We start from the raw sequence: 23,752 nt of genomic DNA, 5'->3' as shown, positions 1-23,752 counted from the left end.
AGTCCACGTGCCCGGTCACGACGGCCGTCCCCGCGGCGCCGGGTGACGTCCCGTCGGCGTACCAGCCGGCCAGCTCGGGCTTCGTCGCGGGTGGCGGCAGCAGCGTGCCCGTGGCGTCCAGTCCCAGCCCGGTCAGGGGGGCGTCGATCGCGACCGCCGGAATCACGATCCGGACCGGATCGGACGGCGGCAGCGGGTCCGGGAGGAGCCGCGGGGCGGCCGGGGGAGCGGGCCGCGCGGCCGGGCGGGCCTGCGTGGCCGCGGGCTGCGGAGGCTCGGTCCCGCGCAGCGCGTTGGCCAGCAGCAGGGAGCCGAGGAGCCCGGTCCAGGCGAGCGTCTTGAACGCGGGGACACAGCGCAGCGCGGTGTCGCCACGGCTCTTCCTGCGGCCTCTGTCCATCGTGGTGGCGCCTTTGCTCGACGGCGGGCACGCGGCCCGTGGGGACACCGGCCTCCGGCGTCCGTCCGGGGGACGGGACGGCGGAGGCCGGTCGGTGGACGAGCCGTCAGGCCGCGGTACCGGAGCCCGCGGAGCGCCGGCGCATCCGGATCACCCCGCCGGTCACCGCTCCGGCGAGCAGCAGCCCGCCCACGGCGAGCTGCGTCCCCTTCGAGGCGTCCCCGCCGAAGCCGGCGTCGACGGCGCCGTTGGGGCGGCCGGAGATCTGGTAGGTGGCGGTCAGCTTGATGCGCGGCGGGCACTTGAGCGTCACGGTGTCGGTCCCCGAGGGGGCGTCGGCCGGCAGTGTGAACTCGCCCACCAGCACGCCCTTGCGGTCACCGGCGAAGAGGTGGAACTTCCCGCCCGCCTCCGACTCGCCCTTGCCGTACGTCTCCTTGCCGCAGGCGGTGGTGCTGACGGTGACGGTGCTGCCCGGAGCGGCCTTCCGGGGGCTGATGCGGACGTCCCCGCTCCCTTCCCCGGCCGCGGCGACGGCGGCGGGGGCGGACAGGGCGAGGACGCCCACGATCAGGGCGGCCTGCAGACCGGTGTGACGTGCGTGTGCGAGACGCATGCTTCTCTCCTTCAGCGGAGCGTTCTCGGCCGGCCCGGGTGCGCGGCGCCTGTGCTGTGCTCCGAGCACGAGGCAATAACCGGCTTCCGGCGCTCGCAACGCGAGAGCCTGACGCAGGGTCACCCGCTCGGCGGCAAGATCGTCTCCTTCGCCCTCGTCACCGCAGGTGGCGAAGACGACACCCCCCGCACGGAACGCGCGACCCCGGCGGGTGCGAACGGGGTAGCGGCCGCCGCCGGAACCGGGGCGCGCCGGGGCCCCGACCGCCCCGAACGGGCGATCCGGAGCCGGCAGGACGGAGGGCACGCGCGTCGTCGACCACGCCCTGACCGGGCGATGGGGGATGGGCCACCGGGTCGGCGATCGCCGGTGGGCATGGGCCACCGTCGGAACTGCCTCCGGCGGCGTGCTCGGCCCGGGGGAAGGTCCGGTTCCCCGCCTGCCGGGCCGGATGTGGCGCGGGTCTGCGGGCCGTCGTCGCGAAGCGCGCCCCAGCCCCGTTGACAACAGACTTGAACATGTTCAAGATGATGTTCGCCGCTTCCTTGGGGCGTCGCTACCGGGCATGTGCGAGACACGAGAGGCGGGGCCGTATGGCTGCCGGCCGGCATCAGCGGATACGACGTGCGTTCACGGGCACCGCGTGGGGATGCGCGGTGGCATTCCTCCTGACCTCCTGCTCCGTCTACCCGGTCGAGGTCGACACCGTTGACCAGCTGGCGGGCGTGTGGTCGGACTTCGACGGGAGGACGGTCGAGTTCAAGGACGACGGCACGTTCACCGCCCAGGGCCTGGACGAGGCGGGGATCGGCGCCCAGTGCTCCGGGATCGCGGCCCGGCAGCACGGAGCCGTGTCCCTCTCGGGGACGTACGGCGAGGTCACGTTCGACGGCGTGGACTGCGAGGGCATGGCATTGGCCTTCTACGGCTCCCCGTCCTCCTTCGTCGCCTGCTTCACCCGGGACCCGGTTTCCGGGGGGTGCACGGACGAGTTCAGCCGGAAGGCCGATCCGGGTGATCCCGGCGGCGCACCGACCACGTGACCGCCACGTCACGACACGTGTGCGGGGCGGTCGGTCGGCCGGAGGGCGCGTCCTCGCGGGCGGCGAGGCCGTCAGCGGGTCGTGCGAGGGGGCGTGCGAGGGGTCGCGAGGGGGCGTGGAGCGGCCCGTGGCGACCGGCAGTGACGGGGCGGCTACCGGGGTGACCGGAGAAGCCGCAGGTCAGGGACCGGGGCTGGTACTGGTTCGCCCCCAGGGGTGGCGGTCAGGCAAGATGGGGTGTATCTGCCCACTCACTCTTTGCCGGACGGTTTCTCTTGGCTGAGTACATCTACACGATGCGCAAAGCGCGCAAGGCGCACGGCGACAAGGTCATCCTCGATGACGTGACGCTGAGCTTCCTGCCCGGTGCGAAGATCGGTGTGGTCGGCCCTAACGGTGCCGGTAAGTCCACCGTCCTCAAGATCATGGCCGGACTGGAGCAGCCGTCCAACGGTGACGCGTTCCTGTCCCCGGGCTTCACCGTCGGCATGCTCCTCCAGGAGCCCCCGCTCGACGAGTCGAAGACGGTCCTCGAGAACGTCCAGGACGGCGCCGCCGAGACCATGGGGAAGCTGAAGCGCTTCAACGAGGTCGCGGAGCTCATGGCGACCGACTACTCGGACGCGCTGATGGAGGAGATGGGCAAGCTCCAGGAGGACCTGGACCACGCCAACGCCTGGGACCTCGACGCGCAGCTCGAGCAGGCCATGGACGCGCTGGGCTGCCCGCCCGGCGACTGGGCCGTCACCAACCTCTCCGGTGGTGAGAAGCGCCGCGTCGCGCTCTGCAAGCTGCTCCTCGAGGCGCCCGACCTGCTGCTCCTCGACGAGCCCACCAACCACCTGGACGCCGAGTCCGTGCAGTGGCTGGAGCAGCACCTCGCCAAGTACCCCGGCACCGTCGTCGCCGTCACCCACGACCGGTACTTCCTCGACAACGTCGCCGAGTGGATCCTCGAGCTCGACCGCGGTCGCGCCCACCCCTACGAGGGCAACTACTCCACCTACCTCGACACCAAGGCGACCCGCCTCAAGGTCGAGGGCCAGAAGGACGCCAAGCGTGCGAAGCGTCTGAAGGAGGAGCTGGAGTGGGTCCGCTCCAACGCCAAGGGCCGTCAGGCCAAGTCGAAGGCCCGTCTCGCCCGTTACGAGGAGATGGCGGCCGAGGCCGACAAGATGCGGAAGCTGGACTTCGAGGAGATCCAGATCCCGCCGGGCCCGCGTCTGGGCTCCATCGTCGTCGAGGTCGAGAACCTCTCCAAGGCCTTCGGCGAGAAGGTCCTCATCGACGACCTGTCCTTCACGCTGCCCCGTAACGGCATCGTCGGCGTCATCGGCCCGAACGGCGCCGGCAAGACCACGCTCTTCAAGATGCTCCAGGGTCTGGAGACCCCGGACAGCGGCTCCATCAAGGTCGGCGAGACCGTCAAGATCTCGTACGTCGACCAGAGCCGCGCCAACATCGACCCGAAGAAGACGCTGTGGGCCGTCGTCTCCGACGAGCTCGACTACATCAACGTCGGCCACGTCGAGATGCCGTCGCGTGCCTACGTCTCCGCCTTCGGTTTCAAGGGCCCGGACCAGCAGAAGCCGGCCGGCGTCCTGTCCGGCGGTGAGCGCAACCGCCTCAACCTCGCGCTCACCCTCAAGCAGGGCGGCAACCTGCTGCTCCTCGACGAGCCGACCAACGACCTCGACGTCGAGACCCTCTCCTCGCTGGAGAACGCGCTCCTGGAGTTCCCGGGTGCGGCCGTGGTCGTCTCCCACGACCGCTGGTTCCTGGACCGGGTCGCCACGCACATCCTGGCGTACGAGGGCGACTCGAAGTGGTTCTGGTTCGAGGGCAACTTCGAGTCCTACGAGAAGAACAAGATCGAGCGTCTCGGCCCGGACGCGGCTCGTCCGCACCGCGCCACGTACAAGAAGCTGACCCGAGGCTGAGGTCTGTGACGAGGCACATCTACAGCTGCCCCCTGCGCTGGTCGGACATGGACGCCTTCGGGCACGTCAACAACGTCGTCTTCCTGCGGTACCTGGAAGAGGCGCGGATCGACTTCATGTTCCGGCTGGCGCCCGGGGACGGTTCTCCGTCCTTCTCGGGCGGGTCCGTCGTGGCCCGCCACGAGATCGACTACATACGGCCCCTGGTGCACCGGCACGAGCCGGTCACCATCGAGTCGTGGGTGACGAAGATGGGTGCGGCGTCGCTGACGATCGCGTACGAGATCAAGGACCCCGGGACGGTGTACGTCCGGGCCTCCACGGTCGTCGTGCCGTTCGACCTGGCCGCGCAGCGGCCGCGCCGCATCTCCGCCGAGGAGCGCATGTTCCTCGAGGAGTACATGGACGACGGGATGACGTCCGCCGCATGATCGCGCCGCTGCACTTCGACGACGCCAGGGAGGCGGCCGACCTCGCCGCCTTCCTGGGCCGGCTGCTCCGCTACGACCGGGCCGCCGCCGTCCGCCTCCAGGCGGGCGGCGGGGCGCTGGCCGTCTTCGGCAGGCCGCCGTCGTTCGAGGTGCTGGCGGTCCGGACCGCGCGGCTCGTCGACGCGGTCGATCTGGACGTCACCGTCTCCGCCGGCGAACTCCTCGAAGGCATCGAGGAGTCGGCCGGCAAGGCCGTCGTCCCGGACGCCGTCACCGGACCGCCGTGGGCGGGGGTCCTGCCCCCGCGCGGCGGCTGGGAACCGGTGGCCGGGGTGCCGGACGCGGCGGAGCTGCGTGCCGCGGTGGCCGCCGCCGTCGCCGAGTTCCGGGCACGGGACGAGGAACTGCCGCAGGAGCGGCGGACGCGGGCCGAGCGGGACCGCATCGGCCGCGAGATCTGGTCGCGGACGGTGGCGGGCACCGGCCTCCCGCTGCGAGGCGTCCACGCCGCGCAGTCGCTCGGTTTCCTGCCGCCCGTGCCGGAGGTGCCGGTCGCGCTGCTCGCCGCCGGGCCCTGGCTCCGCCTGCGCACCCCCTACGGGTCGATCGCGCTCCGCACGGTCGCCCCGGCCCTCTCGGTCACCCCGACCGCCCGGCCGCACGGCCACTGACCGTCCCCCCAGCCGCGGCTCCGTCCGTGGCACAGTGACGCGCATGACGATCACGCACACTCCCGTCCTGGGCGTACGGGCCGCACTCACCCCGGCCGAGCTCGACGGGKRCTTCGCGGCCTSCTGGCCGGGGCATCGGTCCACCGACTTCGCGCCCGTCCTCGCCCGCAGCCTCCTGTGGGTGACCGCGCGCCGCGGGGACAGGCTGGTGGGATACGTGAACGTCGTCGGGGACGGCGGCGCGCACGCCTTCGTGCTGGACACGACCGTCCACCCCGACGAGCGGCGGCAGGGCCTCGGCGTCGCGCTCGTGCGGGCCGCAGCCGATGCCGCTCGCGAGAGCGGCGCGCACTGGCTGCACGTCGACTTCGAACCGCACCTCACCGCGTTCTACGAGCGGTGCGGCTTCCGCCCCACCAGCGCCGGGCTGCTGGCCCTCGACGGCTGAGTTCCACCGCGGACCCCGCCCGCCCCGGCCAGSAGGCCGCGAAGYMCCCGTCGAGCTCGCCCGGTGCTCCTCGCGGACGCGCACGACGACAGAGGTGACGACCTCGCCGCGCGCCGCCCTCAGCGTTCCGCGTCGTCCGGCCAGACCCCGATGTGGTCCTGCTCCAGTTCCAGCATGACGCGGTGCTCCATGCGCAGCGCCTCCGTGTACTCCGCCGGCAGCTGCAGCCGCCCCGCGCGGTCGAGCATCGCGTACTCGCGTGCCACCAGGGACTCCTGGCCCGCCTCGTCGACCTCCGTGCGGCGCAGCACCTCGGAGGACGTGCGGCCGTCGCGGATGGCGACCGTGCGGCGGACCTCGGAGGCGACCGTCTGGTCGTGGGTCACGATGACGATCGTCGTGCCCAGTTCCTCGTTCGCCCGCCGGAACGCCGCGAAGACCTGCTCGCCCGTCGCCGAGTCCAGCTCGCCCGTCGGCTCGTCCGCGAGCAGGACGGACGGCGAGTTGGCCAGCGCGACCGCGATCGCGACCCGCTGCTGCTGCCCGCCGGACATCTGGAACGGGCGGCGGTCCCGGCAGTCCGCGACCTCCAGCATGGTCAGCAGTTCCTCCGCCCGCTGCGCCTTCTTCGCGCGGCTCGACCGGCCCCGCAACTGCATCGGCAGTGCCACGTTCTGGGCGGCCGTCAGGTACGGCAGCAGATTGCGTGCCGTCTGCTGCCAGACGAAGCCCACCACGTCCCGCCGGTAGCGCAGCCGGGCCTTGGCGTCCATCGCGAGCAGGTCGCAGCCCGCGACCTTGGCCGCGCCCGCCGTCGGCACGTCCAGGCCCGCCAGGATGTTCATCAGCGTCGACTTGCCGGAGCCGGAGGCGCCGACCAGGGCCATCAACTCGCCCTCCTTGACCAGGAGGTCGAGGCCCTGGAGCGCCTGCACCTCCACCCCGTCGGTGGTGAAGATGCGCACCAGCCGGTCGCAGGCGATGAGCGCGTCGTGGCCGTACGAAGGGCGGTCGCGCCGGGCCGTCGCCCGGCGCTCCAGCTCGGCCAGCGAGGTGTCGGTCGTCGTCATCGTGCGTCTCCTGCCCTGAGTTCCTTGATCGAGCCTCTGCGTGCCGCCCACGCCGCCTGCAGCAGCGCCGCCGCCCCTGTCAGCACCACGACACCGACCGCGGGGAGGACCAGCGACCAGGGGTCCGCGCGCAGCGGGGCGCTGTCGAGCACGGCGAGCCCCGGTGTCGCGGAGAGGGCGAGCCTGACCAGGTCCACGCCCGGGGCGAGCAGCATGATCGTCGCCCAGCCGACCAGCGTCCCGCCGACCGCCGCCAGCAGGGTCTGGGGCAGGGCCTCCAGACCGAGCAGCCGTCGGCCCTGCCCGCGGGTCAGGCCCATCGTCCGCAGCCGGGCCAGCAGCGTGGCCCGCTCGGGCGAGGACTGGAGCAGCGAGAGGAGCACCGCGAGGACGGCGTAGCCGGCGCCCGCCCCGATCGCCGTCAGGTAGATCAGCTCGGCGCCCGACTGCATCGGCGAGTCCACGTACGTGGCGAGTCGCTCCGTGCGCAGGACGACGGCGAACTCACGGGACTTCGCCGCCACCGCCGCCCGCAGCGCCTTGCCGTCCGCGGACGGGCCGGTGGCCAGCAGCGTGGTGTTCGCCCGGTGGGTCAGGTCGGCCCCGTTGACGAGCAGGAAGTCGGCGCCGGACAGGGCCGGCGTGGCGGACCGCACGGCGACGATCCGGACCCGGAACTCGCCGGCCGCCGTCACCATGTCCCGCGGTTCCGTGCCCAGCCGCGCCGCGACCGCGGGCGAGGCGACGGCCGGCAGGATCCGGGAGTGGTCGACCTTGCCGCCGGTTCCGGTGGACCGGAGCAGGTCGGCGGGGAAGGGGCCGAAGCCGGTCCGCCGGGCGAGGCGGGTGTACGACTCCGGATCGACCCCGACCAGCGGGGCGCTCGTCGTCTCCGGCGACTCCCCGGTGCCGGTCGGCAGGGAGACGCCGTACTCGATCTGGACGGCGGTCACGTCCCGGACCCCCGTCGTGCCGCGCACGGCCTCCGCCAGACCGCCGGGCAGCGGCACGGCGTCGGCGGCCCCGGAGATCCGCGCGTCCGCGCCGGTCTCCAGGAGCGCCGCCCGGTCGCGGGCGTCCGCGACGCCGGCCAGCACCGAACCGCCGAAGGCCGCCGTCGTCAGTGCCACGAGCAGGGCGAGTAGCGGCAGCGCCCCGATCGCCGAGGACCGGGCGGCCCGGGCGAGCGACAGGTAGCCGACCGCGCCGCGCAGCCTGCGGGCGGGCCGTGCCGCCCAGCGCAGCGGCAGCGGGTACAGCCGTACGAGCACCAGGGCGGCGATCAGCGCGACCAGCACGGGTGCCGCGCTCACCAGGTAGTCCCCGGCGTCGTCGGTGCCGCGCCGGCGCAGTGCGGCGACCGCGCCCGCGGCCAGCACGAGGAGGGTGAGTTCGGTGACCGTACGGCCCCGGGACGGGCGGGCGTCGACGAGGTCGTCGCGCCCGCCGTGGACGAGGGGCCTGCGGTGCAGGAACACGGCGCGCAGCGGGAGCGCCAGGCAGGCGAGCAGGGCGACGGCCCCGGCGGCGGCGAGCGCGGGCAGGAAGCGGGCCTCGGGCAGCAGCAGGGTGGCCGCCAGCAGGCCGAGTCCGGTGGCGGGCAGCGCCAGGACGGCCGTCTCGCCCAGCAGCCGGCCGCCGATCCCGGTCAGTGAGCCGCCGCGCGAGCGCAGCAGCCCCAGCTCGGCGGCGCGCCGGTTCGCGAGGAGGCCGCCCGTCATGGCGAGGACGACCGCGGCGACCGAGCCGATGCCGAAGGCGGCGACGGCCACGACCGGGGCGATCGCCGCGCGCATCCCGCCGTAGGAGCCGACGACCTCGTCGAGGTCGGTGGAGACGGCGCCGGTGGGGCCGACGGCCTGACGGACCTTCACCAGGTCGGGCCCGCCGGTGAGCGAGGCGATCGCCTCGCCGAGCCGCGTCTCGTCCTGGGCGGTGAGATGGCCGGCGGTGGGGGCGAACCGCCAGTACAGTTCCGGCTCCCCGGCGGTCGACAGCAGGGTCGGAGCGCCGGCCGGCGGCAGGAGCAGCGCCGCCTGCCAGTAGTACAGCGGGTCCATGCCGCCGGGCTTCACCGCGTAGGAGGGGGTGCGCAGCAGCGGCTCGACGGACCAGAAGGCGCTCTGCGGGCGCACCGGCTCGACGATGCCGGTGACGGTCACGGCGAGCGGCCGGCCCGCGTACAGGGCCGGCAGGTGCACGACCGAACCGACCTTCAGATGCAGCGACTTCGCCGTCTCCGCGGTGACCGCGGCCTCGCTCCCCGTCGTCGCGTCCGCCGTCGCGGGCAGCCGCCCCTCCCGCACGGTCACGTGCCGGTCGAGGCTCGACGGCGTGCTGAGGACGAACTCGGGCGGCAGGCCGTACGGCTGCGGAAGCCAGCGGTCGAGCCCGGTGACCCGCTTGCTGGTCCGCACGCCGTGGACCGACTGCTCGGGATCGAGGCGCAGCGGGGCCGGGATCACCTTCTCCAGCGCGGCCCGTTGACGGGCCAGCGGCATGGGGAGCACCGCGGCCTCGCGGCTCGCCGGCGGGAGGTCGGAGGCCGGCGGGCCGGTCGTGATGTCGAGGACGGTGGTGCGGGGCGGGGCCGTGCGGATGGCGTGGCGCAGCCCCTCGGTCTCGTAGCTGTCGACGGCCCGCGGGAGAGCCGCGGCGAGGAACGCGGTCACCAGGACGAGCAGCGCGAAGGCGCCCGCCGCTCCGGGGGCGGTCCGCAGCCGGGTCCGTACCCAGGGCGCCACGGCCCGGGTGGACGTGCGGGGCATCTCGGTGGCCTTCCTGTCGGGCGTCCTGGCGGGTGCGGTGCTCGTCACTGGTCCCCCTGGTGGCGCAGGGTCACGACCGGGTCGGTACGGCGCAGCGCGATCGCGGAGACGATCAGCAGCGGCAGCACGGCGACCCCGGCGAGCAGCAGGGCCACCTGGCCGGGCGGCAGCTGGACCAGGACGGTGGGGACGGGCCGGCCGGCCTGGCCGGTCAGGACGACCAGCGGGACGACGGCCCGGGTCAGCAGCGCGCCGAGCGCCAGACCGACGAGCAGGCCGATGGTGACGAGCAGGCCCTGCTCGGCGGCGATCAGCCGGGCGAGCTGGCGGCGCGGGGCGCCGAGCGCCCGCAGCACGCCGAACTCGGCGGAACGTTCGCGGGTGGAGCCGGCGGCGCTGACGGCGAAGCCGACCGCGGCGAGCGCGGCCGCGGCGACGGCCACCGCCATCAGTGCCGCGTTCGGGCCGGCCCCGAGCGGATCGCCGAGCWGCTCGGCGGCGGCCTCGTCCCGCACCAGGACCTGCGCCGGATCGGCGTCGGGCCGGGCGCGCAGCGCCTTCGCGACCTCGGCGGAGCGGCCGGGCGCGGTCGTCAGCCACCACTCGGTGGGGGCGAGGGTCGCGGTGGGGACGCGGGAGAGGTACTGGTTGGCCGCGTGCAGGTCGACCAGGAGCGCGCCCCCGTCGTCGGGGGTGGCCGCGGGGGCGGTCGCGGAGGGGGACGTGGCGCCGGAGCCGGTGGTCGGCAGTTCGCGGGCGCTGCCCGTGATCGTCACGTTCAGCTTCAGGCCGCCGAGGGACACCTCGACCCGGTCGCCGCGCTTCGCCCCGGACGCCGCCAGGAAGGCGTCGCTGGCCAGGCCCGGCACGGTCTCGGGGGGAGCGGGCCGGGGGGCGGCGACCCGCAGGCCGTAGTCCTCCTGCCCCGGGAAGGGGCCGGCCGGCGAGGTGGTGCCGGCCTGGAAGCCGACCTCGTACGGCGTGCCGGCGGTGGCCCGCCCCGTCAGACGGGCCGGCTTCTGCGGGTCGCCCTTCGACGTCTCGTGGTACTCGGTGGTCCAGGAGCCGAGCGCCGTTCCGGTGGCCAGGGGGCGCTCCGCGCCGTCGTGCAGGGACGCGAGGCGCGCGACGGTCAGGGTCTGGCCGCCGCCCTCGCCGTTGGTGACCTGCCCGTCCAGCTCCAGACCGGTCAGGGTCGTTCGCCCGGCGGATCCGGCGTCCGCCGTCCTCGCGGCGGCCTGGCGGGTGGTTCCCGCGCCGCCGCCCGCCTCCTCGGCGATGCCCGCCTGCGGCCGCAGGTCGAGCGTGAGCCGGTGCGTCCTGCCGTCGGACGGCAGCGGACCGAGGAGCTGGCGGTAGGGGATGCCGTACCGGTCCTCGACGACGACCGTCACCCGGGCCGGGAGGGTGCCGGGCGGGGCCGTGCGCCGCAGGTCCAGGGCCAGTCCGGTGGCTCCGGCGGGCAGCGCAAGTCCCGGGCGCGGCCCCGCCTCCGGTGCCAGCGACCTCAGCAGCGAGGCGGCCGGACGGTCCGTGAGGTCGTCGCGCAGCAGCACGCCGTCGGCGGCGTGCACGGTGTCGAGGGCGAGGACGGTGGCCGTGTGGTTGCCGGCGAAGTCCATCGTGCCGCGGTGCGCGGGGGCGACCGAGCGGACGGCCGGCAGGGCCGTGAACGCACGTGCCTGTGCCGGGTCGGTGACGCCGTTGACCAGGACCCGGACGGCGGTGCCCATGCGGAAGTCGGCCTGGTCGGCCTGCGACCGGTCCCAGGACGCGCTCTGCCCGATGGCGAGCATGCCCATCGCGACCGCGAGGACGAGCAGCAGCACCGGACCCGCGCCGCGCAGCGGACGACGGCTGAACTGCCAGCCGGCGAGTGCGGCGGGCAGCCCCCGCCCGCCCGCGGCGCGCCGCTCGGCGAGCTTGGCGGCGGGCGGCAGCAGGCGCAGGGTCAGCACGGTGCCGGCGAGCAGCGCGAGCGCCGGCGCGGCGACCAGCAGCGGGTCGATGCCGAGGCCGCCCTCGCGGTCGCCGGTCAGCGCGCCGCCGCCCCCGCCCGTGCCGGTCTGGCGGTCGAGCTGCCAGTACGCGACGGCCGCGACGACGAGGAGGCCGATGTCGGCGCCGGCCCGCACCGGCCCGGGCAGGGCGGACGCCCGCCCCTTGCGGAGCGAGACGGTGCCCCCGTCCCCGGCGGCCAGCGCGGGGGCCACGACGGCGGCGGCGCAGCACACCGCGACCAGGACGGCGACCAGCCACACCTGTCCGGCCGGGGCGTCGTCGAGCCGCACGCCGAGTGAGCCGAGCGCCGAGCGGTCGGCGAGCAGCCGGGTCAGCGGGCCGGCGAGCAGCGGCGCGAGCACGGCCGCGGGCAGCGCGAGCAGCAGCGCCTCGACGGCGGCGAGCGAGGCGATCCGGCGCCGCGAGCCGCCGCGGGCGCGCAGCAGTTCGGTCTCCCCGGAGCGTTCCGAGGAGAGCAGCCGGGCGACGAGCAGCAGGGCGTACGCGGCGAGCAGGACCAGCTGCACGGCGACGATCATCAGGGTGGAGCGGGAGACGAGCAGGGCCCGGCCGGTCTGATCCAGGACCGTGGGCAGCGCGGTGCGCGCGGCGACGGCGCCGCCGAAGGACGTGGTGTCGGCGGTGAGCGCCGCCGGCGTCCTGGTGGCGGCGTCGCGCAGCGCGTCCATCCGTCCGGTGTCGACGCCGCCGAAGTCGGCCGAGGCCATCCAGGCCGTCTCGCCGACGGTGACCCGCCCGGAGCCGAGGACGGCGGGGTCGGCGAGCAGCGGACCGTAGGTGGTGAACACGACGGTCTTCACGCCCCGGCCGCCGGCCTGGTCCAACTGCCAGTACGGGTCGGTGAGATCGACCGGCCGGTAGACGCCGGTGATCCGCGCCTTCACCGGCTTCCCGCCGAGCCGGTCGGGCAGGTCGAGCACGGTGCCCGGGCCGGTCCGCAGGCGTGCGGCGGCCTCCTCGGGGAGCGCCACCTCGATCACGGGGCCCGCTCCGGCGGTGGGCCAGGCGCCCTTCACGAGGGCGAGCCGCGAGCGGTCGAGCGCGGCGAAGTGGGTGAGGTCCGGCTCGCCGAGACGGGCGGCCGGCTCCTGGAGGGTCCGGGGCAGCGCGTAGGGGCCCGACCGCTCCAGCTTCCGGACGGTCACGGGCAGTCCGTCGAAGGTCCGGCCGGCCGCCTTCCGGGCCGCCGCGTCGGCGGTCTCGCGCTGGGCCACCGGCACCTGTCCGCTGACGACCAGGGCGGCGGCGGGCGCGGACCGGCCCTGGAGCGTGCTCCGGAGGGCCGCGTTGCCGATGGACCCCGAGAAGGCGGCGAGCGTGGCCAGCACGGAGGTGGTCAGCAGAACGGCGAGCAGGGCCGCGGCGAGCAGCAGTCGGTGCGCCCTGACGCGCAGAAGTACGAACCCCGTCACCCATCCCCCTGAACCCACCGGACCCGTGGTCCGCACCGAACGCACCGAACGCACGTTCCTCGGATGCTTTCAGAGGGCGGGTGGCCGGGGTAACCGCTTGCACCGTGACCTTGACTCGATCGTGACCGTTATTCGGGTCCGCGACACCGGAATGCGTCACTCCGACCCGCGGCGCCCCCGGAGCCCGGTGCCGGGGCGGCGCCGGCGCGTCAGTCGGCGGTGTTCACCATCGACGCCGCCGCGTAGGTCAGGTACTTCCACAGCTGCTGCTCGTGCTCCGGCGCGAGGGCGAGTTCGTCGACGGCGTCGCGCATGTGCCGCAGCCAGGCGTCGTGCGCCGCCCGGTCCACCGTGAAGGGCGCGTGGCGCATCCGCAGCCGGGGGTGGCCGCGGTGGTCGCTGTAGGTGCGGGGGCCGCCCCAGTACTGGATCAGGAAGAGCACCAGGCGCTCCTCCGCGGGGCCGAGGTCCTCCTCGGGGTACATCGGGCGCAGCAGGGGGTCCTCCGCGACTCCCTGGTAGAAGCGGCGGACGAGGCGACGGAAGGTCTCCTCGCCACCCACCTGCTCGTAGAAGGTCTGCTCCTGAAGCGTGCCGCGCGGAATCTCGTTCACCGTTCCATCGTCTCAGATGCCCGGTGCCGCGACCGGAGGTCCGGGACCTCCCCGGCGGGCACCCCGCGCCCCGCCGCGACGGTCGCCCCGCACGCCGCCGCGCAGGAGAGTGGAGGCATGGGCGCACAGCCGGACGTCTTCGCCGAGGCCGGCGAGCGGGCGCGACGGGCACTCGTACGGGAGATGGAGGCGTACGGCGTGCTGCGCGACCCCGCCTGGCGCGCCGCCTTCGCCGCGGTGCCGCGGCACCTGTTCGTCCCCTACTACTTCGTCTCGGGCGTCCGCGGCTACGAACGCGTCTGGTGCGACGACCCCGACCCGGTCCGGCGGGACCGCTGGCTGCGCGGGGCCTACCGGGACGCGCCGCTGGCCACCCGGGTCCGGGACGGCGAGCTGATCTCCTCCGCCAGCCAGCCCTCCCTGATGGCGCGGATGCTGGAGGCCCTGGCGCCCCGGGACGGGGACGACGTCCTGGAGATCGGCGCCGGCACCGGCTACAACGCGGCCCTGCTCGCCCACCGGCTCGGGGACGGGCACGTCACCTCCGTCGATCTGGACGAGGAGATCACCGAGTCCGCCCGGACCCATCTGGCCGCCGCGGGACACCGGCCCGCGGTGATCACCGGGGACGGGTCGCGGGGCTGCCCGGAGCGCGCGCCCTTCGACCGGATCGTGGCGACCTGCACGGTGCCGTCGGTACCGCACGCCTGGCTCGCCCAGTGCCGCCCCGGCGCGCTCGTCCTGGCCCCGCTGTCGACCGGGCTGATCCTGCTGCGGGTGCGGGACGCCGACCACGCGGAGGGGCGCTTCCTGCCCACCTCGGCGTACTTCGTGGCGCTGCGCGGGGGAGGCACCCGTACCCGTCGCCCCCGGGGGCGGCCGATGGGGCTGCCCCGGCAGGTCTTCGAGGACGAGGGGTTCCGCTTCCTGCGGACGCTGGCGGAGGAGAGCCTGGACACGCGCGAAGCGCTCTCGCTCTGGCAGCGCGAGAGGCGGCCGGAGCGGGAGCGCTTCGGGGTGACGATGCGGGAGGCCCGGCAGTGGGCCTGGCTGGACGATCCGGAGGGACCGTACGCCTGGCCGCTGCCGCCCGGCTGACCCGCGGCCGGGACCCCGCGGGGCGGGATCCCGGACCGTGTGACGGGGCCGACCGGCCCGGCTATCCGCGGCGGATCGTGATCGTGGTCCAGGCGCCGACGTGCACCCGGTCGCCGTCCTGGAGCGGGACGGGGACGTAGGGCTGGATCGGTTCCTCGGCGCCGTTGATCGTGGTGCCGTTGGTGGAGTTCTGGTCCACCACCGCCCACGAGCCGTCCGGCTGCTGCACCAGCACCGCGTGCTGGTGCGAGACGCCCGGATCCTCCGGCGGCACGGCCAGGTCGATGTCGGGCGACTCGCCGGTGGAGTGGCGGCGACGGCCGATGCTGATCTGGTTGCCCTGGAGCGTCAGCTGCTTCTCGGGGGAGTACGCGGGCAGGTTCAGGCCCGTGGCCTCCGGGCCGCTGCGCTGCATCATCGCCATGAAGTAGTCGCGGTCCGGGCCGATGTACGCCGACCAGCCCGCGGGCGGCCGGGGCGGCTGGTACTGCTGCTGCGGCGGCTGCGGTACGTGCTGCTGCTGCATCGGGGCCTGCGGCGCCTGCTGCTGCGAGGGCGGCGGCAGCATCCAGTCGTCGCCCCCGCCGGACGTCTGGTGCTGCGGCGGGGCCTGGGGCGCCGGCTGCTGGTGCTGCGGCGCCTGCGGGCTCTGGAAGAAGGACGGCGGAGGCGGCGGCGGTGCCTGCTGGTACCCCTGCGGCGGCTGCTGCTGCATCGGTGGACGCTGCGGCGGTGCCTGGTGGTGCGTGGGGTCGGCCGACAGGGGCTCGGCGGGCCGGTTCATCTGCGACGGCCGCGAGCCCTGGTACTCGTACGGGTCCGGCTGGCGCGGCGGCGACTGGAAGCCCGGCGGCAGGTTCAGCCCGGGCGGCGGGCTCTGCTGCTGCGAGGGGGGAGCCACCGGCGTGTAGGAGGTCGCGGTGTTCGTGAGGAAGTTCCAGCGGCACTCCTCGCAGAACGGCGCCATGTGCTCACGCGGCGTGCGGCACTGCGGGCACAGCTCCGCCTGGGCCGTCGCGTTCGGGTCGCCACCGGGGCCGAAGCCGCCGGAGGCCGGCGGCGGGACGCCGGGGCCCGGACCGGCCGGTCCGGGGTAGCCGTACGCGGGCGGTGGCGGCGGGGGAGGCGGCGGTACGGCACCCGCCGGCGCGCCCGCCCCGGCCATGCGATGGCCGCAGACCTCGCACCAGTCGTCGGAGACCGACTGATGTCCGTTCGGGCAGGTCGGCATGTCGGTGCTTCCCCCTCTCGTCGTCCGGCCCCCTGGCCGGGCTACTTCTTGACGCGAACCGTCTTGGTGGAGCGGGTCTCGAGAGTCATCTCGTCCGCTTCCGCGACCTTCGCCTTCAAACGCACAGTACCGGTCGCCGCGTCCACGACGTCCACCACCTTCGAAAGGAGTTTCGCAGTGTCCGCGTTCCCGGAGGCCGCGGCCAGCTGGACCGCGCGGCCCAGTTTGGCGGTCGCCCCGTCGTGGTCGCCGGACTTGCGGGCGTCCAGTCCCTGCTGGATGACCTGGGCCAGCTCGGCCTGTCCGGTGTAGTGCGCGACCTGCGGATTGATGGACGTGGACATGGCCATGTCGTCCGTCCAGACCGCCCGTACCAGTCCCTGCGACAGCGTCTGCGGGGCGCCTCCCGCGGGGTCCGGGACGATCAGCGAGACCCGGGCGGCGAGCATCTCCTGGCCGACCGCGGCCTGGGGGACGCGGACGCACACGTGGTAGTCGCGGGACTCGTCGCCCCACGATCCGGTCGGGTAGTCGCCGGCCCGGGGGCTCGCCTCGGTGCGCCGGTCGGTCAGCGCCTCCACCGTCGGCGCCACCTGCTTCACGAACTGGATCTCCACGCCGACCGGGGTCCACAGGCGCAGCGCGACGTCCGCGACCTCCTTGCCCATGGCGTTCTCCATCATCGTGGTGAAGTCCGAGGCCAGGCCCCCGGGGTCGGCGACGATGTCGGCGGTGCCCAGCAGCGCCGAGGCGATGCCGGTGACCTCCTTGACCTCCCAGTCCGTGCCCACGCCGCGGGCGTCGCAGGTGAAGCGTCCCGCGCAGGCGTCCAGCGCGTCCCGCAGCGCCTCGGGCGACTCGTGCTCGTTGCGGCCGTCGGTCAGCAGGATGCCGTGCCGGATCGCCACGTCCGCGGACGCCAGGAGCCGGTCCGCGAGCCGCAGCCAGGTCCCGATCGCCGTCCCGCCGCCCGCGGTCAGCCGCCGCAGCGCGTCCTTGGCCTGGGCGCGGGTCGTGGCGTCGGCGACGGCGAGGCGGCCGTTGCCCGGGTAGACCTCGGCGGCCACGTGCGTGCCGGCGACCACGGAGAAGGAGGTGCCGTCGCGCAGGGTGTCGATGGCGGCGGCGGTCGCCTCGCGCGCGCCCCGCATCTTGGTCGCCGGGTAGTCCATCGAGCCGGAGCAGTCGACCATGATCACCACGGCGGCGTCGCTCCCGCCACCGGGGCGGGCGTCCGCGAGCGCGGCCCCGCCGCTCGTCCCGCCGCCGGTCGAGGTGACCGTGACGATGGCGCTGACCTCGCGCCCGCCCTCCGGCAGGAACTCGTTCTGGTACACGTCCACCGAGAACTGCGGCACGTTCGACTTGGAGAAGTTCGCCATCTGATCGGGCTCCTCGGCAACAGCGTGACGACGCGCGTCGTCGGGACGGCACGTGTCACGGAACAGCGGGACAAGAAGGGGAAGGGGCCGTGGGGCCCGCGGCGGAATCAGGGGGTCGAGGACGGGACGAGGGCGACCTTTCAGGCCGATCCTGCCCCTTGCGGCGCGAAGGTGAACGGCAGCAGCGCCACTGTTACGTTGTCGTGGCCCCCGCCGTCCAGGGCATGGCCGACCAGCACCTGGGCGCCGTGCAGCAGCCGTCCCGCGGTGTCCGCCGGCACGACCCGCGCCATCTCCTCGGCGGCCTCCGCGTAGTTCCACAGCCCGTCGGTGCAGACCACGACCACGCCGGAGCGGTCCGGCTTGAACGCGGCGGTGTGCGGCTCCAGTTCGTACGCGTCGGCGCCCAGCCAGCCGGTGATGGCGTGGGCCCGCTCGTCCGCGTACGCCTGGGCCTCGTTCATCAGGCCGGCGGCCACCATCTGGGCCGCCCAGGAGTCGTCCTGGGTGAGCCGCGCGGGTGCGGTGGTGCGGTCGTCGGGCACCCAGTAGGCGCGGCTGTCGCCGATCCAGCCGACGATCAGCAGGCCGTCGGCGACGATCGCGCCCACGATGGTGCACGCCGGGGCGTTCTGGTGGCGGTGCGGATCGTGCTCCATGGCGTCCTGCGCCGGGTCCTCGGCGAGGGCGTTGACCGCCTCGGCGGCGGCGACGATCGCCTCGTGCATGGCCTGCTGCGGGTTGGTGCCCCGGGGCAGGGCGGCGAGCAGCGAGCGGCCGGCCGTGTCCGCGGCGGCGGCGGACGCCTCGTCGGGGCGGGTCGCCGAGGAGACGCCGTCGCAGACGATCGCCAGCGTGGCGGGGGCGCCGCCGGGCAGCGTGGTGGCGGCGACGGCGAAGGCGTCCTCGTTGCGGTGGTGGCGCAGTCCGCGGTCGCTGACGGCGGCCACCGTGGCGAGCTCCTGCTCCATGTGGTCGCGCTCGCGCGGCTGCGCGTGCCCGCAGTTCTCGCAGTAGCCGTCGGGGTCGACGTGGCCGGCCCGGCAGGCGACGCAGACCTTGGAACCGGCGGGCGGAGCGGAGGGAGCGGGCGGTGCCTGCGGTGCGGACGCGGCCGGCGGCTGCGCGGCGGCGGTGCGCGGGTCGGGTGCGGCGAGCCGGAAGTCGCCGTCGGCCGCGGGAGCCGTCGGCGCGGGCGCCTGGGCCGGGACGGTCGCGCCGCGGGCGGGGCCTTGCCCGCCCGCGGCCAGGGCCGCCAGGCCGTCGCCGGACGTGGCCGCCGCGTGCGGCCCGTCCGTGCGGACCGGGATCGTCGGCAGGTCCCGGGCGGGCCGCCCGGCTTCGGCCGAGGCCGCCGCGGCCTCGGCTCCCGACGCCCCCTGGGCGGGCGGCGTCGCCGCGAGTTCGCGGCCACCCGAGTCCGTGCCGGGAAGGTCGCCCGGGTGCTGGGTCGAGGTGGACAGCGAACCCGGCTCGCGGGACGGCGCCTCCGGCCAGTCGACCGGGGTGCCGATCGCGATCGTCGGGCGATCCGGCTCCGGCGCGGCCGCGGCCGACAGGTCGTGGCCGCACGCCCCGCAGAACCGGTCGTTCGAATCCAGCGGTTCCGCGCAGCCGGGGCAGGCGGAGAGTTCGTGCTGGGGCATCTGGGACATACTCACACCCACGTCCGGGGGCGGAAACGGTTGGCCCGCTCCACCAGTTCGATCCTCTCCTCGCCACGCTGAGCGAGCCGGGCGAGCACCCGGTACGAGCGTTCGAGGCCGAAGCGCAGTCCGCGCTCGTCCAGTTCACTGCCGAGCAGCCGCGTGCCGCCAGGCCCCGCACCGGGACTTCCGGAGAGTACCCAGTCGAGCGCGGTACCGAGGACCTCCGTCGCCAACTGCTCCCGGCGGACCGCGTCCAGACCGAACCCCTGCAGTGCCGAGACCTGTGCCGCGGCGGCCGTCAGATCGCCGCCGAGCGGATCGTGCGCCGTGCGTCGCCGCAGCCGCGCCCGCACCGCCGCGACCCGCGCCGCGGTGTAGTGGATGGACGCCTCCGGGACCGACTCCAGGGTGTGCACGGCCGCGGCCCGGTCGCCCGCGGCCAGTTGCACCCGGGCGAGCCCGAACGCGGCGCTGACGTAACTCGGATCGGTCGTCCACACCAGGCGGTAGTACTCCGCCGCGTTGTCGAGCTGGCCGAGCACCTCCGCGCAGATGCCCAGCGCCAGCTTCGGGGCGGGCTCCCCGGGAAAGGCGTCGTAGACGGCGTCGAAGGAGACCGCGGCGTTCTCGTGGTCGCCGGTCACCAGGGACGTGACGCCGCGGTACCAGACCACCCGCCAGTCGTCCGGATGCTGCTCCTCCAGGGTGGCCAGGGCGCGCCCCGCCGAGCCGAGGTCGCCCATCTCCAGGCGGGCCCGCAGCTCGCGCAGCCGCAGTTCCAGGGAGGGCGCCGGCGCGGTGTGCAGGGCGCTGATGAGCTCGGCCGGGGCCGAGGCCATCAGGCCGGCCAGGAAACCGGCGTTGGGGTCGCCCGGGTCGACCCGTGGCACGGGCAGCGCGAGCGAGGTGGACTTCCCGTCGACCGGTGTCAGGAAGGGACCCGCGGGGGCCCCGGGGCCGGGTGCGGCGGACGGGAGGGCCGGGGCGCCCGGCGGCAGCGCCGGAGCCGCCGGCGTGGTCCGCCGGCGCCCGCCGCGGGACTCCCGGGCGCCCAGCACCGAGACGTCCTCGGTCAGCTCGGCGAACAACTGCGTGTCCGTCACGCGGAGTTCCGAGCCGAACAGCGTCGACAGCGCCGGCCGCGGCCGGCCCGACTGCAGGGCGACGACCTCCCGCAGGACGCCGGTCAGCTGCTCGGCCATCTCCTGCGCGGACGCGAAGCGGCGCGCCGGATCGGGGTCCGTGGCGCGCACCAGGAGCCGGTAGAAGGACTCGTACGTCCGGAAGACCTCGATGTGGTCCGGGTCCGGCAGCGAGTCCACGAAGACGTTCGTGTAGCCCTGGAAGTCGAAGGTCAGGACGGCGAGCGTGCGCGCCACCGTGTAGAGGTCGCTGGCCACCGACGGCCCGAGTTCGGCCACCTCCGGCGCCTGGTAGCCGACCGTGCCGTAGATGGCCGACTCGTCGTCGTCCATCCGCCGCACCGCGCCCATGTCGATCAGCTTGAGCTGGTCCTCGGTCTGGATCGCGTTGTCGACCTTGAAGTCGCAGTACAGCAGGTTCCGGCTGTGCAGGTGGCCGAGCGCCTCCAGGGCCTCGATCCCGTACGCGCACGCCTGCTCCACCGGCAGCGGGTCACGGCGCCCGTCCGGCGTCCGGCGGTCGTTGGCGATCTCCTTGAGGGCCTTGCCGCCGACGTACTCCATGACGATGTAGCCGTCCAGGGAGCCCGTGCGCTGGTCGAGGTGCTCGACGAAGTTGTAGATCCGCACGATGTTGGAGTGCTCGATCTCCGCGAGGAAGCGGCGCTCGGAGATCGCCGCGGCCATCGCGTCCTGGTCGCCGGTGTCGAGCAGGCCCTTCAGGACCACCCAGCGGTCGGAGACCGCCCGGTCGACGGCGAGGTAGATCCAGCCCAGACCGCCGTGGGCGAGGCAGCCCGCGACCTCGTACTGGCCGTGCACGACGTCCCCGCCGCGCAGCTTCGGCACGAAGGAGTAGGGGTGGCCGCACTTGGTGCAGAACCCCTCCGTGCGCCCGGGCCGTTCGCCGCGCGCGCGGCCCACCGGGGCACCGCAGTCGGAGCGCGAGCAGAATCGCTTCCGCTCGGGGACCTCGGGGTTCTCCATCACCGCGGCCCGCGGGTCGGGGCGCGGTACCTCCGGGATCGAGACCAGGCCGGCGCCCAGGCGGTTGCGCCCGGACTGGCCGGTCGACGCGCCGGAACTGCGCACCGAGACCGAACGCCCGGTGCTGTTGCCCGACAGGGCACGGGAGAGCCGCCCGGACACCGAGCGCCTGGACGTGGCGGAACGCGACGAGCGCGACGAGCGGGCCGAGGCGCCCGACGACGTGGCCGAGGACGCGCGCGACGACGAGCGGGCCGAGCCGGAACCCGAACCGCCCCTGCCCGCCACGGCCAGCCCGGTCGGTGTGGAACGGAGCATGCCCCCGGGAGCCACCACCGGGGCCAGACCGCAGGTGTCGCAGTACAGCTCGCCGCCGCCCATGTCCTCGTACGAGCCTTCGCACGAGGGGCGCTGACAGGTGCCCACCACTGCCTCTCCCGCTCCTCCGCTCACCACTGACTCCCCCTGCCGTCTCTCGGCCCGGACAGAACCTCTGCCGCCGCCTGCTGGTATCGCAGCACCGCCTGCTCGGCGACCCGCAGATCGCAGGGCGCGCTCCACAGCATCCGGCGCGCCGTGTCGTACCGCTCGATCAGCAGCGGATCCTCGGCCGCTCCGAGCCGCGCCACCTTCGCCTTGTACGCGTCGAGCCGGCCGCGCAGCTCGGCGCGGACCGCGAGCGGCGCGGTCACGGCGGTCAGGGACTCCCGGGCACGGTGCAGTTCGTCCTCCGCCTCCACCTCCAAGGACTCCAGGAGAGGGGAGAGCCGGTGCCACTGGGCGTGCCTGCGGTACTCGGCGGCCGTGGCGAGCCGTTCCTGGAGGACCGTCGGCGGTCCGCTCACGGCCGGCACCTCCGAGGCGGCGATCTTGGCGAGGACCTCCCCGCGCGCCGCCCGCGCCTCGGCGAGCGTCCGGTCGGCCCGCGACAGCACGTCCCGCAGCCGCAGCAGCCGCTCCTCGGAGTCCTTCCGGACGGCGAGGACCGCCTCGATCTCGCGCCGTACGTCCTCCAGCGCGCGCGCCGCCCGGTCGTAGCGGGCGGTGTCGGGCCGGCCTCCGCCGGGCGCCGAACTGCCCGCCGCGGGCTTCCAGAAGGCCAGCGGATCGGTGACGACCTCGGTGCGCAGCGAGCCCAGCTCCGCGGTGATCGCGTCCAGTTCGTCGCCGGCGGGGTGCTCCCCGGGGCGCACCCCGACGGAGTGGGCGAGCGACCTCGTCCGCCCGAGCTCCGCGGCGAGCAGGTCTATCCGGGCGGGCAGCGCGGACCAGACGGCGTCGGCGCTCACGACGACGTCGAGCGAGGACGCGTACAGCTCGTTCATCCGGTCCACCAGCCGCTCCAGTGTGAAGCGCTCGGTGAGCCGGGCGGGCCCGGTCAGGGAGGCGGCGGGCTGCTGGGTGCCGCCGGAGACCAGCACGCTCTCGCCCCGCAGCCGGTCGGTCAGCTCGACGAGGTCCTCGCGGCTGGACCAGCGCCGGCGCGCGCGGAGCTCACGTGCCGACGAGAGGGCCGCGGTGTAGGCGTCGAAGTAGGTCCAGAGCAGGGTGATCGAGCCCTCGGTGGTGTGCCACCGCTCCCGGGTGGTCCCGGTCAGCTCGGCGCCTTCGAGCAGCCTGCGGCCCGCGTGGTCCTGGAGGGCGAGGAGAGAGTCCTCGACGGCCTTGTGCTCCGCGCCGAGCCGCGCCAGCGCACGGTCCACCTCGTCCCGGTCCATCACCGGCCCGGGGGGTCCCGTGACGCCCATCGATCACCTCTCGCTCTACTTGTACTTGGGTGCGGGCGGCCCGGATATCCCGGGCAGGTCCGCCTTCAGCCACTTGTCGTACGCCGCCTGCCAGGGCCCCTGGCGGTACCGCACCAGGACCTGGTTGACCCGGCGGACCAGGTCGTCGTTGCCGAGCTTGGCGGCGACGCCGTAGTACTCCGTGGTGAACGGCTCGCCCTTGAGCTCGATCGCCGGGTCCTGCGCGGCCTGGCCGGCCGCCAGCGCGTTGTCCGTGACGACGGCGTCGACCTCGCCGAGCTGGAGCCGGGCCAGGCAGTCCAGCTGGTTGGGGACGGTGAGGAGGTCCTTGTCGTCCTTGGTGCCGTCGCCCTCGTCCTTGAAGACGGCGCCGAAGGAGTTCTTCTCCAGGGCCTCGTAGGCCGTCGAGCCCTCGGCCGTGCAGACCCGCTTGCCCTTCAGGGAGGGGCCGTACCCCTGGATGGCGGAGTCCTCCTTGGGCGCGAGGACCTGCTGGCCGGCCTGGAAGTAGGCCGTGGAGAAGGCGACCTGGCGGATCCGCTTGCAGTTGATCGTCATCGTGCGGACGACGAGGTCGACCTTGCCGCTCTCCAGGGCCGCGATCCGCTGGTTGGTGGGGATGGCGCGGAAGATAACGCTGTCCTCGCTGCCGAGGATGTCCTTGGCGACGGCCTTGGCCAGGTCGATGTCGAAGCCCTCGAGCGTGCGCTTGCCCGGATTCCGGTAGCCCCAGCGGTAGCTGGACTGGTCGACGCCCACGACGAGCTTGCCGCGCTTCTTGATCGCGGTGATCGACGGGCCGTCGGCGGTGGACGGGCTGAGCGAGGCCTCCGGGTTCACGCAGCTGTCCGCCCGCACCGGCACGCCGATGCCGACGCCGGGGCCGCTCACCGCCGGTGCGGCCGAGGCCCGGTGGCCGCCGCGGGCCAGCGGCAGCAGGGTCAGCGAGGCGGTCAGCCCGCAGGCCACGGCCATCGCCGCCACCCCGCCCCAGCCGCGCAGCCGGGACAGGGGCCGTCGGCCGGGTCCGGCCGGGGCGCCTCTCCCCGCGTCGTCGACGCCGTAGTGCATCCCTCCCCC

At 74.6% G+C, this 23,752-nt stretch carries 19 protein-coding genes; 7 read left to right on the top strand and 12 right to left on the bottom strand.

All coding sequences use genetic code 11. The features are described 5' to 3' along the window. Together EAO71_RS37690 and EAO71_RS14175 are read right to left on the bottom strand one after the other, a co-directional pair. Window positions 1-400, bottom strand: a 400-nt coding sequence (locus EAO71_RS37690) for a class F sortase (RefSeq protein ID WP_187282671.1), incomplete at its 3' end; no start/stop codon positions are given. Between the two features lie 106 nt (window positions 401-506). Further along, the gene (locus EAO71_RS14175) at window positions 507-1,016 is read right to left on the bottom strand and encodes a sortase (protein ID WP_147978068.1); all 510 of its coding nucleotides are present in this window, start codon (window positions 1,014-1,016) and stop codon (window positions 507-509) included. A 656-nt stretch (window positions 1,017-1,672) separates the two neighbouring features. Between EAO71_RS14175 and EAO71_RS14170 the strand changes: the two genes are divergently transcribed. The 5 genes from EAO71_RS14170 (at window position 1,673) to EAO71_RS14150 (ending at window position 5,549) form a co-directional block, all read left to right on the top strand. Then, a complete protein-coding gene (locus EAO71_RS14170) occupies window positions 1,673-2,059 on the top strand; it encodes a hypothetical protein (protein WP_147978067.1) in 387 nt (128 codons plus the stop codon). A gap of 275 nt (window positions 2,060-2,334) precedes the next feature. Beyond that, window positions 2,335-3,999 carry an energy-dependent translational throttle protein EttA gene (gene ettA, locus EAO71_RS14165; protein ID WP_147978066.1) on the top strand — a complete coding sequence of 555 codons (1,665 nt, stop codon included), beginning with the start codon at window positions 2,335-2,337 and terminating at the stop codon, window positions 3,997-3,999. Between the two features lie 5 nt (window positions 4,000-4,004). After that, a complete protein-coding gene (locus EAO71_RS14160; RefSeq protein WP_147978065.1) occupies window positions 4,005-4,430 on the top strand; it encodes an acyl-CoA thioesterase in 426 nt (141 codons plus the stop codon). Beyond that, the gene (locus EAO71_RS14155) at window positions 4,427-5,101 is read left to right on the top strand and encodes a hypothetical protein (protein WP_147978064.1); all 675 of its coding nucleotides are present in this window, start codon (window positions 4,427-4,429) and stop codon (window positions 5,099-5,101) included. Before EAO71_RS14160 ends, EAO71_RS14155 begins: the two co-directional genes overlap by 4 nt. A gap of 43 nt (window positions 5,102-5,144) precedes the next feature. Beyond that, complete coding sequence (locus tag EAO71_RS14150) at window positions 5,145-5,549, top strand: GNAT family N-acetyltransferase (RefSeq protein ID WP_147978063.1); 405 nt, start codon at window positions 5,145-5,147, stop codon at window positions 5,547-5,549. A gap of 119 nt (window positions 5,550-5,668) precedes the next feature. Here the strand turns inward: EAO71_RS14150 and EAO71_RS14145 are convergent, their stop codons facing one another. The 4 genes from EAO71_RS14145 to EAO71_RS14130 all read right to left on the bottom strand — a co-directional run bounded on the left by EAO71_RS14145 (window position 5,669) and on the right by EAO71_RS14130 (window position 13,435). Then, entirely contained in the window at window positions 5,669-6,619 is a 951-nt protein-coding gene (locus EAO71_RS14145; RefSeq protein WP_147978062.1) for an ABC transporter ATP-binding protein, read from the bottom strand. After that, the gene (locus tag EAO71_RS14140) at window positions 6,616-9,387 is read right to left on the bottom strand and encodes an FtsX-like permease family protein (RefSeq protein ID WP_147979287.1); all 2,772 of its coding nucleotides are present in this window, start codon (window positions 9,385-9,387) and stop codon (window positions 6,616-6,618) included. Before EAO71_RS14140 ends, EAO71_RS14145 begins: the two co-directional genes overlap by 4 nt. A 44-nt stretch (window positions 9,388-9,431) precedes the next feature. Continuing rightward, on the bottom strand, window positions 9,432-12,821 hold the full coding sequence (locus tag EAO71_RS14135) for an FtsX-like permease family protein (protein WP_147978061.1): 3,390 nt from the start codon (window positions 12,819-12,821) through the stop codon (window positions 9,432-9,434). Between the two features lie 209 nt (window positions 12,822-13,030). Next, window positions 13,031-13,435: a globin gene (locus tag EAO71_RS14130; protein WP_147978060.1), complete on the bottom strand. Its 405-nt coding sequence runs from the start codon at window positions 13,433-13,435 to the stop codon at window positions 13,031-13,033. A gap of 117 nt (window positions 13,436-13,552) precedes the next feature. Here EAO71_RS14130 and EAO71_RS14125 point away from each other — a divergent pair, with 117 nt between their 5' ends. Next, window positions 13,553-14,533 carry a methyltransferase domain-containing protein gene (locus EAO71_RS14125; protein ID WP_147978059.1) on the top strand — a complete coding sequence of 327 codons (981 nt, stop codon included), beginning with the start codon at window positions 13,553-13,555 and terminating at the stop codon, window positions 14,531-14,533. A 61-nt stretch (window positions 14,534-14,594) separates the two neighbouring features. Here the strand turns inward: EAO71_RS14125 and EAO71_RS14120 are convergent, their stop codons facing one another. The 4 genes from EAO71_RS14120 to EAO71_RS14105 all read right to left on the bottom strand — a co-directional run bounded on the left by EAO71_RS14120 (window position 14,595) and on the right by EAO71_RS14105 (window position 21,029). After that, window positions 14,595-15,764 (bottom strand): FHA domain-containing protein, encoded by a 1,170-nt coding sequence (locus tag EAO71_RS14120; RefSeq protein WP_147978058.1) that lies wholly within the window; start codon window positions 15,762-15,764, stop codon window positions 14,595-14,597. 41 nt (window positions 15,765-15,805) lie between these two features. Beyond that, window positions 15,806-17,146 carry a vWA domain-containing protein gene (locus EAO71_RS14115; RefSeq protein ID WP_147978057.1) on the bottom strand — a complete coding sequence of 447 codons (1,341 nt, stop codon included), beginning with the start codon at window positions 17,144-17,146 and terminating at the stop codon, window positions 15,806-15,808. Window positions 17,147-17,286: 140 nt separating this feature from the next. After that, window positions 17,287-18,801 (bottom strand): PP2C family serine/threonine-protein phosphatase, encoded by a 1,515-nt coding sequence (locus EAO71_RS14110; RefSeq protein WP_147978056.1) that lies wholly within the window; start codon window positions 18,799-18,801, stop codon window positions 17,287-17,289. A 2-nt stretch (window positions 18,802-18,803) separates the two neighbouring features. Continuing rightward, complete coding sequence (locus EAO71_RS14105; protein WP_459112780.1) at window positions 18,804-21,029, bottom strand: serine/threonine-protein kinase; 2,226 nt, start codon at window positions 21,027-21,029, stop codon at window positions 18,804-18,806. A gap of 16 nt (window positions 21,030-21,045) precedes the next feature. On the opposite strand from EAO71_RS14105, the gene EAO71_RS40295 reads away from it, so the two are divergent. Then, complete coding sequence (locus EAO71_RS40295; protein ID WP_459112779.1) at window positions 21,046-21,339, top strand: hypothetical protein; 294 nt, start codon at window positions 21,046-21,048, stop codon at window positions 21,337-21,339. A gap of 34 nt (window positions 21,340-21,373) precedes the next feature. Here the strand turns inward: EAO71_RS40295 and EAO71_RS14100 are convergent, their stop codons facing one another. Then, entirely contained in the window at window positions 21,374-22,672 is a 1,299-nt protein-coding gene (locus EAO71_RS14100) for a coiled-coil domain-containing protein (RefSeq protein WP_187282670.1), read from the bottom strand. 15 nt (window positions 22,673-22,687) lie between these two features. Further along, window positions 22,688-23,743: a glutamate ABC transporter substrate-binding protein gene (locus tag EAO71_RS14095; protein WP_147978055.1), complete on the bottom strand. Its 1,056-nt coding sequence runs from the start codon at window positions 23,741-23,743 to the stop codon at window positions 22,688-22,690. Between the last annotated feature and the right edge of the window lie 9 nt (window positions 23,744-23,752).

The organism is Streptomyces sp. MS191 (genome assembly GCF_008042125.1).
Lineage (GTDB): Bacteria > Actinomycetota > Actinomycetes > Streptomycetales > Streptomycetaceae > Streptomyces.
This window is presented reverse-complemented; position numbering and strand designations above follow the sequence as displayed.

What these genes read in the sequence shown, in the direction of transcription:
- EAO71_RS14120 (WP_147978058.1), bottom strand. Translation starts at nt 15,764, where the DNA reads ATGCCGACCTGCCCGAACGGACATCAGTCGGTCTCCGACGACTGGTGC.
- EAO71_RS14100 (WP_187282670.1), bottom strand. Translation starts at nt 22,672, where the DNA reads ATGGGCGTCACGGGACCCCCCGGGCCGGTGATGGACCGGGACGAGGTG.
- EAO71_RS14095 (WP_147978055.1), bottom strand. Translation starts at nt 23,743, where the DNA reads ATGCACTACGGCGTCGACGACGCGGGGAGAGGCGCCCCGGCCGGACCC.
- EAO71_RS14115 (WP_147978057.1), bottom strand. Translation starts at nt 17,146, where the DNA reads ATGGCGAACTTCTCCAAGTCGAACGTGCCGCAGTTCTCGGTGGACGTG.
- EAO71_RS14125 (WP_147978059.1), top strand. Translation starts at nt 13,553, where the DNA reads ATGGGCGCACAGCCGGACGTCTTCGCCGAGGCCGGCGAGCGGGCGCGA.
- EAO71_RS14110 (WP_147978056.1), bottom strand. Translation starts at nt 18,801, where the DNA reads ATGTCCCAGATGCCCCAGCACGAACTCTCCGCCTGCCCCGGCTGCGCG.
- EAO71_RS14175 (WP_147978068.1), bottom strand. Translation starts at nt 1,016, where the DNA reads ATGCGTCTCGCACACGCACGTCACACCGGTCTGCAGGCCGCCCTGATC.
- EAO71_RS14155 (WP_147978064.1), top strand. Translation starts at nt 4,427, where the DNA reads ATGATCGCGCCGCTGCACTTCGACGACGCCAGGGAGGCGGCCGACCTC.
- EAO71_RS14140 (WP_147979287.1), bottom strand. Translation starts at nt 9,387, where the DNA reads ATGCCCCGCACGTCCACCCGGGCCGTGGCGCCCTGGGTACGGACCCGG.
- EAO71_RS14145 (WP_147978062.1), bottom strand. Translation starts at nt 6,619, where the DNA reads ATGACGACGACCGACACCTCGCTGGCCGAGCTGGAGCGCCGGGCGACG.